Origin of the sequence: Vibrio fujianensis, from assembly GCF_002749895.1 — a bacterium.
GTDB classification, from domain to species: domain Bacteria; phylum Pseudomonadota; class Gammaproteobacteria; order Enterobacterales; family Vibrionaceae; genus Vibrio; species Vibrio fujianensis.
In genome coordinates, this window is record NZ_NBUS01000054.1 from 347,857 (window position 1) to 358,833 (window position 10,977).

Consider the following 10,977-nt stretch of genomic DNA (forward strand, 5'->3'; position numbering starts at 1 on the left):
TGGGCAGGCGGTTTTAGCGCATCCGGGCCGATATGACTTGACGGCGAAATGGCTTAAGCGCTTAATTAATGCATTTGTTGAAGCTGGTGGCGATGCGATGGAAGTCGCTCAACCGCAACAAGCTCCACAAGAGAAGCGTACCCTCGGTGATTACGCGATACAGTATAATCTACTCGCTTCGCAAGGCAGTGATTTCCATTACCCCTCTCCGTGGATGGAGTTAGGACGAAATCTCTGGTTGCCCGCAGGCGTTGAACCGGTTTGGAAAGATTGGAAGCATCTTCCAGACCTTAGAGTCGAGAGACTCGATAATGAGGAATAAGAATGAGTCAATTTTTTTATGTTCATCCTGAAAACCCACAAGCTCGTTTGATCAATCAAGCGGTAGCCATTATTCGCAACGGTGGGGTTGTGGTTTATCCAACCGATTCTGGTTATGCACTGGGTTGTCAGTTAGAAAATAAACAGGCTTTAGAGCGTATTTGCCAAATTCGTCGTTTAGATGATAAGCACAATTTCACCCTATTATGCCGTGATTTATCTGAGCTTTCATTGTATGCCCGAGTGGATAATACGGCTTTTCGTCTGCTGAAAAATAATACTCCGGGGCCATATACCTTTATTTTTAAAGGAACCAAAGAAGTGCCGCGTCGGCTAATGAATGCAAAACGTAAAACGATTGGTATTCGAGTGCCAGACAATAAAATTGCGCTAGACTTACTGGAAGCCTTGGGTGAACCTTTGATGTCTACCTCGTTGATCTTACCCGGTAAAGAAACAACGGAAGCGGATCCTGAAGAAATTCGTGATCGTTTAGAGCATGTCGTCGACGTGATTTTAAATGGCGGTTATTTAGGGGAACAGCCCACAACAGTGATTGATTTTAGTGAAGATGAGATGCGAGTGACCCGCTTGGGTGCGGGAGATCCGACACCATTTGAGTAAAGGTGATGATGGATAAAACGGATGCTTTTCTTCTGGTTATTTGCGATAATGCGCGACCGCGATTTTAACGTCGCATATTGTCATTCGACGTCTGAGAAGACGACATCATAGGTAGATAAATGAGCGAAAAGTTACAAAAGGTTTTAGCACGTGCTGGTCATGGTTCTCGTCGAGAGCTTGAAGCTCTGATCCGAGCTGGACGTGTAAGTGTTAATGGCAAGGTAGCTGTTCTGGGCGAGCGCCTAGACGATGAAAATGCAGTTGTGCGTATCGACGGGCATGTGGTTTCAGCCAAAGCACAAGAAGAGGTTATTTGCCGAGTGCTAGCGTATTATAAACCCGAAGGAGAGCTCTGTACTCGCCATGACCCAGAAGGTCGTCGTACGGTTTTTGATCGCCTGCCAAAAATTCGCGGTTCTCGTTGGATTTCAGTAGGGCGCTTGGATGCAAACACCTCCGGCTTACTGCTATTTACGACGGATGGTGAGTTGGCGAATCGTTTAATGCATCCTAGCCGTCAGGTTGAACGTGAATACTTAGTCCGTGTGTTCGGCGAAATTAACGAAGAAAAAGTCCGCAATTTAGTTCGAGGTGTGCAGCTTGAAGACGGTTTAGCCCGTTTTGAAGATGTTGTCTATGCGGGCGGTGAAGGTATGAACCATACCTTTTACGTAGTAATTAATGAAGGACGTAACCGTGAAGTTCGCCGCTTATGGGAATCTCAAGATACCACAGTCAGCCGTTTGAAACGTGTTCGTTATGGCGATATTTTCTTGGATAAAAAACTGCCTCGTGGCGGTTGGATGGAGCTTGATCTCAAGCAAGTGAATTATTTGCGTGAATTGGTTGAATTACGCCCTGAGCGAGAAAGTATGCTTGACCAATCTAAAGACAACACTTCTCGTAAGCGTGAGCGCTCTCGTAGCCAGAAAATTCGTCGGGCGGTTCGTCGTCATGAAGAACGCGTAACAACAGGTTCAACTAAACCTAAAACCCGTATCACAAACGGAACGACAACTAGTAAAACACCTGCCAATGCTCGTCGTAAACCGGCTTCTAGTACGCGAAACCGTGGTGTCGAGCAAGGTGGCCGCTCTCAAGGTGGCAAAGCTCATCGCTAAGTGCTTTATTATTTGAATGCCAATAAAAACCCCGAGCATGCTCGGGGTTTTTATTGTGAGATAAAACAGTGACTATTTCTTCATTTTTACGTTATGGTCATAGCCTAAAACAAAACCATGATCATTTACATCAAAAGTAATTTGAGAAACGGCATTGCTATTTAACCCTGCACTAATATCTTCTGGTACTTCTTCACCTTGCATCTCTGCCACTAATTCCATTAATTCCAATACGCGTGGTGCGTTCACGGCAAATTGGAATAAGCCTTGTGCCTCTAGTGACGATGCCAACACACTTTGCGAGTTTGTTGATGACCGTTCACCTGCATAAAGCGCAAGATGCTTGTCATTTAAGCGTGCAAAGAGTGGTGTAGAAACGCCTGTTTCTGATTTGAGTAATGCAGAAAGATCAACCGGATTACCATTTGGTTGAATGGTTAACTGTGCGAGTTGAGGGATAAACATCTGAGCTGTTTGGAGCAGCGCTATAGGATTCTCCGCGGATAAGGTAAATAGAAAATCGAGTTTTTCAAACTGGGGAGAATAAGGTTTTTGCAGATCCAGAGCGACATCATTTAAGGTGAAATGCATTCCCTTCATGCCATTGACCATGCTTGAGCCCATACTTAGCATCGCCGCTGGGTTTTCTGAACCCATTTCTTGTTGCATTTCGGCTAAAAAATCGCACTGATAGGTGGGTTGTTGGATATCTTGCCAAATGGTATTGATTGCTGGCGCTAATTTAGCAACATCTAACCCGAATCCGAATTCAAAGATGCTGTCTTGAGCCGACATTTTAGGCATAAATCCGCGTATCGATTGGATTGCATTAAGAATGACTTTATTGGTGCTCTCAAGCACAATCTGTCCGTCAAGATTCACTTGATCATTTTTAGCTTGATAATGAGTTAAGGCAACGGTTCTTGGCCAGTGGCTGGCGATAGTTGCAAATTCACTTTGGCAATTCGGTTTACGTAACTCTTCGATAAAAGGTTCTGGGTTGTATTCTTGCAGGATATCGACTTGTCGAGCAAGTAAGTTACTTGCTGGTTGGGTAAAACCTTTAATGATCTCTTGGTGATCTAAATATCCGTAGCTACTGTATTGCTTACCGTATTTACGTTGTAGTCCAGAAAGAATATCGCTGTCAGCAAAAGCCTTTTGTGGTTTTTCAACCCCTAATGCTAACTTAAGTGGATTTGCTTCTTTAAGTAAAGGAAAATCAAGCGTAAAGGTAGCCACATTGTCATGAACCGCGATGACTAGATTAATCTCTTCGCCATTTTCATCGCTTAGTCTATAGCGACGATAATCAATATTGCCCAATTTAGTTGCTTGATGAGTTGCACCCGTGGCTTGTTCTGTTTGATCGATGGTATTCCAGAATGCGGCAGTATCTTCTAACTGTATTTTATAAACAGGGATCATACCTAACGTATAAAAAACCGGTTTTACTTTATCTGGCGTACCTGAATATGCTTTAAAGGTTTTTTTATCGACAGCACTTTGTAAATAGCCATCTAAATAAGCGACCATGAAATCTTGTTCTGCAGTCAGGTCGAAATCGGCGAATAAATCATACAAACTTTGTTGGGATTTCCCCATGGTATTGACGTATTCAAAATGGTCGTACGCTTCTGTTTGCATAACAACCAAAGGGGAATCGGCAGGGATTGACCCTAACAATGCATCAGTTGAAGTATCTGAACCTGTTGTGTAGTAATAACCACCAACCGCGGCGACAGCGACAGCTGAGGCAAGTAATAATTTTTTCACTAGCAACTCCGTTGTTTATCTCTGAGTCTGATCCTGTATTGAGTGACAGAAAAAGAGTATTTGTTGTCATTTCATAAAGAGTATACCGATTATCATCCATGTCACAATAATAGGTATAGGGCAAGTATCATATATAAATTGGCAACGAGTTCAATGTGTTATTTCTCTTCCTAACGGAATTATCGTGGGTTTGTTATATTTACCTACTTTAGTCACAGAATTAGGTTCTATTGATCGTGATGAAATAAGGGGCGACTTGCTGCAAGCTTTTTAATTGGATGGCGATTCGCGCAAACTTAGCTGTGTAACAATTTCGCTGTGTAACAATATGGTTACCATAACTATAATAAGATGCCAATGGATTGATAATTCTTATTCATGCTAGCTTTTTATTGATGATATGATTGATACTGTTATCATCGGATGGGATCTTATGATTGACTTAAAAACCAGTGAAGCCTCTATATGATCGAACTTGATTCACCCACCTTGCTGATCACTCAGGCCATGATTCAGTGGTTATTAGCAATATTATTGATGATTGAAAGAGGCAAAGAGCCAGGGATAAAATACTGGATTGCATCACTACTTCTGCATGGATTAGCGAATTTTCTTCTTTATATGCGTCCATTGCTTCATCCTTTTGGCGCGATTATTTTTTATAATGCCTGTGTTACGATCGCCTTTTCATTTGGCCATTTTGCTTTCGGAAGGATTTTTTTTACAAAAATCCCTGTGTGGCAACTTGTGCTTCCTTTTGTGATTACAACACTATTGATGGGCGTGTATATAGACGATATTGCTACTCGTGTGACTTATGCAAGCCTTGTGGTTAGTGCCCAATTATTTTTTATTACCTACACTCTTTACCTCAGTCAGGATTTTGGTGATGCACACTTAAAAAAATGGTTAATGTGTACCATGGGGCTATTTGGTTTAGGGTTTCTTATGCGGGCATTCTTGTCATATTGGTATCCGGATTTTTGTACCCAATTGCATGGAACAAGCCTTGTCCAAGCTTCTTTTATCATGGTAGGTATAATCTATAGTGTACTCAGTACGCTAATCATTTTGCTCGTGAAGTTAGAGCGCTTGAATAATGAGCTCTTTATTCAAGCGTCTCGTGACAGCTTAACCGGTCTATTTAATCGTCGAGCTTTTTTTAGTCAGGCAGATCAATTATTAAAAAACGAGAGTTTCCCCATTAGTATTGCCATGATAGATGTCGATGATTTTAAAAAAGTCAATGATAAATATGGGCACGCAATGGGGGACACAGTTTTAAAATTGTGTGCTAAGTCATTTCAAAGAGTGATTCGTCAGCGAGGTGTCATCGGACGGCTTGGTGGGGAAGAGTTTGTTGTCATGTTACCCGAAATGGATGCCAATCAAGCGAAACAGTTTGCAGAGGCATTACGGTTATCTATCCAACAGACACTATTTGCTCCTAACATTACCGTTTCAGTGAGTATCGGTGTTACGACAACAAAAAAACATGTCGGAATTGACAGCTTATTACATCGAGCGGATGAAGCTTTATATCGTGCGAAATTTTTAGGAAAAAACCAAGTGATTTACTCAGATAAGGCGGAAGAATTTAAATCGGTAAAGCAACATCATTCCTTGACAGTGGAATAACATTGAGAGAATGTCGTTTCCTTCAATAGATCCTAGCTCTCGGCAATGTTTTCTTGCCGAGAGCTTATCGATGAAAGGATTATAAGGTTTGATATAGCTGGTAGTAACGAGCTTTTTGGGCAAGTAGCGTGGCATGATCCCCTTGTTCTACAATTTCTCCCTGATCAATTAAACAAATGGTGTCCATTGATTCTAGATCGACCAATCGATGGGTAATAAAAATCACCGTTTTATGGGCAAACTGTGTTTGTAATAGCGTCATAATCTGCTGCTCGGTTTGCTTGTCTAAACCTTCTGTGGGTTCATCAAGCAGTAAGATTGGACCATCATGCAATAATGCTCTCGCGATTCCGATACGTCGCTTTTCGCCACCAGATAACTGGCGGCCACCATCACCGAGCCAAGTGTTTAAACCCTGACCATCAAGTAATTTATTTAAACCTACATCGATAAGTGTTTGACAAAGTTCATCTTCTTGAGCATGAGGTTTCGCTAATGCTAGATTGTCGCGTAGGCTACCATTGAGAATATCAACTCGTTGGCTAACGACACTTATTGCAGAGCGTAAGTCACTTTCTTGCCACGCTTGTAGAGGGGTGCCACCAAGGGTGATTTGACCTTGTTGTACGTCCCAATAACGGCATAACAACTGAATTAAGGTCGATTTCCCAGAACCAGTTTGGCCAACAATGGCTACTTTGTTTCCTGTTGGGATCGCGAGGTTAATCTGGTTTAACACCGTTTGTGAGCTGTCTGGATAATGAAAACAAGCATGATCAAAATAAATATCAAATTGTCCCGAATGGACGGTGGGTTGTTCGGTAAAGGAGACTTCTGGCTCACTAAGGAGAATTTCGTTTAATCGTCGAGCAGAGGTTAATGTTTGTCCTAAATGTTGAAAAGCTCCGGCAATTGGCATAAGGAGTTCAACGCTAGCCATGGTGGCAAAAGCGATGAGAGCGACCATTGGATCAGGGGCTTGCCCGTTGACACCATCGGCCGCTAGCCAGAGCATGAGAACTAAAACCCAACCATTGACAAGCAGTAAAAAAGCTTGCGCTAGACCGGTAAAATGAGCATTAATTTTTTGGTTGTACAGCAACTTATCTTGCGCGATAAAAATAGCTTTTCGATAGTGAGCTTCAGCACCAAAAATGACTAACTCACTGTAACCTTGTAGCCAGTCTAACGTGGCAATTCTCAGGTGGGCCTTATGCTCGGTTAATGCTTGACCATTGCGTTTACCGAGCCAGTAAAAAAGAGGAGGCCAAGTGAGTAAGATAAGAAGTAAAATACCGCCGAGGGTTAGTCCTAAAGTGGCATCAAACCAACAGAGTAAAGCGGTTAAGCCAGCGATACCGAGTATTCCGACCGTAAGTGGACTAATAAGGCGCAAGTAAACATGATCCATGGCATCGATGTCTGCGACTAAACGGTTTAATAAGTCCGCATCTCGTAGGCTAGATAGCCGACCAGGTACGAGCGGTGCTAGTTTTTGGAAAAAAAACACCCGCAAATCGGTTAATAATTTAAAGGTTGCGTTATGGCTAACGACGCGTTCACCCCAACGTCCAGCCGTACGCCCCATCGCAAAGCCACGAACAAAGGCTCCGGGTAGCATATAGTTAAATGTCTCCCGAGCTATCGTGAGTCCAGCAACGGCTGCGGCAGATAAAAACCACCCAGATAGCGTCAACAAACCGATAGATGCAAAAAGAGTGAGAAAGGCCAACAACATCCCGAGAGATAAACTAAACCAATGTTTTTTATACAGTTTGAGGTAGGGTAGTAAATCACGCATCTAAATTCCCCTTATCCGCGGCTTTTCTGGTTTGGTTTGCGGTTAGCATTGTGGCAAACAGTCCTGGTTGTTCACTAAGTTGAGTAAAACTTCCTACTTGTACGATATGCCCATCTTGCATGACTAATATTTGATCAACTGAGCGAAGTGGTTCAAGTTGATGGGTGACGAGTAGTGCGGTCTTATTGGCAATTTGTTGATCTAAGCTGTGCATCACTAATCGTTCACTTTTGGCATCTAAACTAGCGGTTGGCTCATCAAGTAACCAGAACATGCCATTTTGTAACATAGCTCTGGCTAAAGCGAGACGTTGTGCTTGGCCAACGGACAATCCTCCAGAGCGATCATTGATTACATAATCCAACCCATGATGATCCACAAACTCACGAGCAAAAGCCTCTTCAAGTACCGTTTGCAATTGCTGGTCATCAATCTCGGTCTTTCCCAGAGTGACGTTGTCACGGATGCTGCCGTGGACCAAAAGCGGATTTTGCCCAACCCAACTGATCATCGCTCGCCAGCAATGATGATCGCATTGATTTAGTTCAATCCCATTGATGGTGAGGCTTCCTTGGTAAGGCATAAAACCGAGAATCGCATTCACTAAGCTGGTTTTACCAGCGCCACTCGGCCCGACTAATGCCGTGGTTTGCCCTCTGGATAAGGTAAAAGAAACGGGGCCAACCAACGGATGCCCCTCTGGGCTAAATACGCATAGATCTTGCGCAATAATCTCAATCGACTCTTGGTGATTGAGTATCTGATGACCTGAAGGTACTTTCTCAATATCAATGGCTAAAAAATCCGCAATACTTTCGGCCGCAGCCACCGCTTGTTGCTTAGCATGGTAGAAGGTACCGAGATCGCGCAGCGGCTGATAAAATTCAGGAGCGAGAATTAATATAAATAAGCCAGCAAAGAGCGTCACACCTGCGCCATAGTGACCAAAATTCAATTCACCAATAAAACTAAATCCAAAATAGACCGCGGTGATAGCAATAGAAATCGAGGTAAAAAACTCTAATACCGCAGAGGATAAGAAAGCGATGCGTAATACATCCATGGTTCGTTTACGAAAAACTTCTGATGCGCCACGCATTTTTTCCGTTTCTGCTTGAGTGCGATCAAACAGCCGGATCGTTGTCATTGATTGTAAACGGTCATAAAAGTGACCAGATAAACGTTGCAGAGCCTTAAAGTTTTTACGGCTGGCATCTGCGGCTTTAATTCCAACGAGAGCCATAAAGAGTGGCACTAAAGGGGCGGTTATCAGGAAAATTAATCCAGCCGCCCAGTTTAGCGGAAAGACGACGACTAAAATAATCAATGGGATCAACACGGCGAGTGACATTTGAGGCAGGTAACGAGCGAAAAAGTCGTGCATATCTTCAACTTGCTCTAACGTTAATGTTGCCCAAGCGCCTGCGGGCTTGCCCTTAATATAAGCTGGCCCTAAGGAGCGTAACTTCTCAAAAATAAGCTGCCGGATGTAGGTTCGAACCTCTTTCCCGGCGTGAAAACCGGCCATTTCTCTACCCCATGAGCAGATCGATCGTAACGCGATTGTTGCCATCAGTCCGATAAATTGAGGAATGAGCGTGTACTTGTCTACTTGTTCAATAATCAACTGATGAAGAATCGTGGCGATGAGGGCGGCTTGAACGAGCAAAAATAAGCTAGATATGATACCGAGCCCAATGGCAAGCATGAGCCAGCGCTTGGCGAGCTTGCTTTGCTGTTTGAGCCACATATTGAGACTGCGTTGCTTTTTCTTATCCATTTTAAAGGCTTATTGATAATTATTATTGGAACGGAAGGTCGTTAGTATACAAAAGAAAACCCAGCGGATATACCGCTGGGTTGGGGCGTTGTTGGTCAACAAGACATAATTTATTGTGCTTTATTGATTATTTAGGCTATCGAGATAGCGTTCTGCATCTAGAGCGGCCATACAGCCTGTTCCTGCTGAAGTAATCGCCTGACGATAGTTATGATCCATCACATCACCTGCAGCAAAAATACCTGCTACGCTGGTTTGAGTCGCATTACCGTCAAGGCCAGATTGCACCCAGATATAACCTTCTTGCATTTTTAATTGGCCGTTAAAAATATCGGTATTAGGTTGGTGTCCAATGGCGATAAAAACGCCCATCACGGCTAGCTCTTCACAGGTGCCAGAACGTGTATCTTTTAAGCGTACGCCAGTAACGCCCATATCATCGCCAAGTACTTCTTCTAATGTACGTTCGGTATGCAAGATAATATTGCCGCTTGCGACTTTTTCCATCAGGCGATCGATCAATATTTTTTCTGAACGAAAACTGTCACGACGATGAATTAGATGGACTTCTGCGGCAATATTGGAGAGGTAAAGCGCTTCCTCAACCGCGGTGTTACCACCGCCCACAACGGCGACTTTTTGATTACGGTAGAAGAATCCATCACAGGTAGCACAAGCAGAAACGCCTCGTCCCTTGAACGTTTCTTCTGATGCTAAACCGAGGTATTTTGCTGAAGCTCCGGTCGAAATAATTAAGGCATCACAAGTATATTGGTAGCTATCACCTTTGAGACGAAAAGGGCGCTGAGAAAAGTCGACTTGGTGAATATGGTCAAAGACAATTTCCGTCTCAAATCGCTTGGCATGTGCTTCCATACGTTCCATTAAATCGGGGCCGGTTAGTCCTTCGGCATCTCCCGGCCAGTTTTCGACTTCTGTGGTGGTTGTGAGCTGACCGCCTTGTTGCATTCCAGTAACGAGTACAGGGTTCAGATTTGCGCGTGCAGCATAGACGGCGGCAGTATAGCCAGCTGGACCTGAGCCTAAGATAAGAAGTTTACAGTGTTTCACGTCGCTCATGATGACTCCGCTATTGAATGCTGAAAAAGTTAATCGATTGTAGAAAATATTGTTGATAATGAAAAGCTATTACAGCAAGTTATTGTTCTTGAGTTGAATGGTCGAGTGCTTGCCACTGCTTAAGGAGCATATAACTGACCACCAATGAGAGGCAAATATTAGACAAGGGTACGGCGAGCCACACACCATTCAGCCCCCAAAATTTAGGTAACACCAATAAAAATGGGATTTGAATGAGCATATTACTCATGGTGATAAAAGTGGCTTTGTTACCTAATCCAAGTGACTGAAACCATGTGGCGGTTAAAATAAGGAAACCATCCAAAAACATCGCGCACAGAAAGAGCCGCATAGCCCAGGTTGTGGTCGTGAGTAAGGTTTGATCGTCTTGTGCAATAAAAAATTGCGCAAAAAATTCTGGCGACCACTGAATGGCCAACACAAATAGAATGCCACTACCTAATGTAAACAGGCAGGCAATTTTATAGGAGGCTTTGACACGGTTTTTTAAGTTGGCACCATAATAGAAACTGCTTAAAGGTTGCATGCCTCCCGCTGTCCCTTCGGCCATTAAGTAATAGAAAGTAATTAAGTATCCCGCGATACTATAGGCAGCAACATGAATGGCTTGCCCATAATGCAGCAGTAGCATGTTATGTAATACAATTGAAAAACTGATATAAAGGTACATCAACATACTCGATAATCCGGTTTTGAGAATGTCGATGATGGGTTGAATTTTCCAACTAAAGGTCGACCAAGATAATGGTAAGTGGCTACGGCGACTGAGTAAGTAGCTAAGGCAGATCATGACAGAACTCAATTCACCCAAGAGG

The 10,977-nt window shown here is 43.3% G+C and carries 9 protein-coding genes; 4 read left to right on the forward strand and 5 right to left on the reverse strand.

Annotated features, from left to right (window positions below; translation table 11 throughout):
- The 3 genes from B7C60_RS19570 to rluB form a co-directional block, all read left to right on the forward strand.
- The coding region (locus tag B7C60_RS19570) for a PHP domain-containing protein (protein WP_483887766.1) at positions 1-322 on the forward strand (322 nt) is incomplete at its 5' end.
- 2 nt (positions 323-324) lie between these two features.
- Complete coding sequence (locus B7C60_RS14670; protein WP_099612299.1) at positions 325-945, forward strand: L-threonylcarbamoyladenylate synthase; 621 nt, start codon at positions 325-327, stop codon at positions 943-945.
- A 119-nt stretch (positions 946-1,064) separates the two neighbouring features.
- The gene (rluB, locus tag B7C60_RS14675) at positions 1,065-2,066 is read left to right on the forward strand and encodes a 23S rRNA pseudouridine(2605) synthase RluB (RefSeq protein ID WP_099612300.1); all 1,002 of its coding nucleotides are present in this window, start codon (positions 1,065-1,067) and stop codon (positions 2,064-2,066) included.
- Positions 2,067-2,138: 72 nt separating this feature from the next.
- Here the strand turns inward: rluB and B7C60_RS14680 are convergent, their stop codons facing one another.
- Positions 2,139-3,842, reverse strand: a complete 1,704-nt coding sequence (locus tag B7C60_RS14680; protein WP_172953248.1) for a hypothetical protein — start codon at positions 3,840-3,842, stop codon at positions 2,139-2,141.
- 465 nt (positions 3,843-4,307) lie between these two features.
- Between B7C60_RS14680 and B7C60_RS14685 the strand changes: the two genes are divergently transcribed.
- A complete protein-coding gene (locus tag B7C60_RS14685; protein WP_099612302.1) occupies positions 4,308-5,480 on the forward strand; it encodes a GGDEF domain-containing protein in 1,173 nt (390 codons plus the stop codon).
- 79 nt (positions 5,481-5,559) lie between these two features.
- On the opposite strand, the gene cydC is transcribed toward B7C60_RS14685, so the two are convergent.
- The 4 genes from cydC to B7C60_RS19575 all read right to left on the reverse strand — a co-directional run.
- A complete protein-coding gene (cydC, locus tag B7C60_RS14690) occupies positions 5,560-7,281 on the reverse strand; it encodes a heme ABC transporter ATP-binding protein/permease CydC (protein ID WP_099612303.1) in 1,722 nt (573 codons plus the stop codon).
- The gene (gene cydD, locus B7C60_RS14695; RefSeq protein WP_099612304.1) at positions 7,274-9,061 is read right to left on the reverse strand and encodes a heme ABC transporter permease/ATP-binding protein CydD; all 1,788 of its coding nucleotides are present in this window, start codon (positions 9,059-9,061) and stop codon (positions 7,274-7,276) included. The genes cydC and cydD overlap by 8 nt, the downstream gene beginning before the upstream one ends.
- A gap of 120 nt (positions 9,062-9,181) precedes the next feature.
- The gene (gene trxB / locus B7C60_RS14700) at positions 9,182-10,141 is read right to left on the reverse strand and encodes a thioredoxin-disulfide reductase (RefSeq protein ID WP_099612305.1); all 960 of its coding nucleotides are present in this window, start codon (positions 10,139-10,141) and stop codon (positions 9,182-9,184) included.
- A 79-nt stretch (positions 10,142-10,220) separates the two neighbouring features.
- Positions 10,221-10,977: MATE family efflux transporter (locus B7C60_RS19575; RefSeq protein ID WP_245869514.1), on the reverse strand; the 757-nt coding region annotated here is incomplete at its 5' end.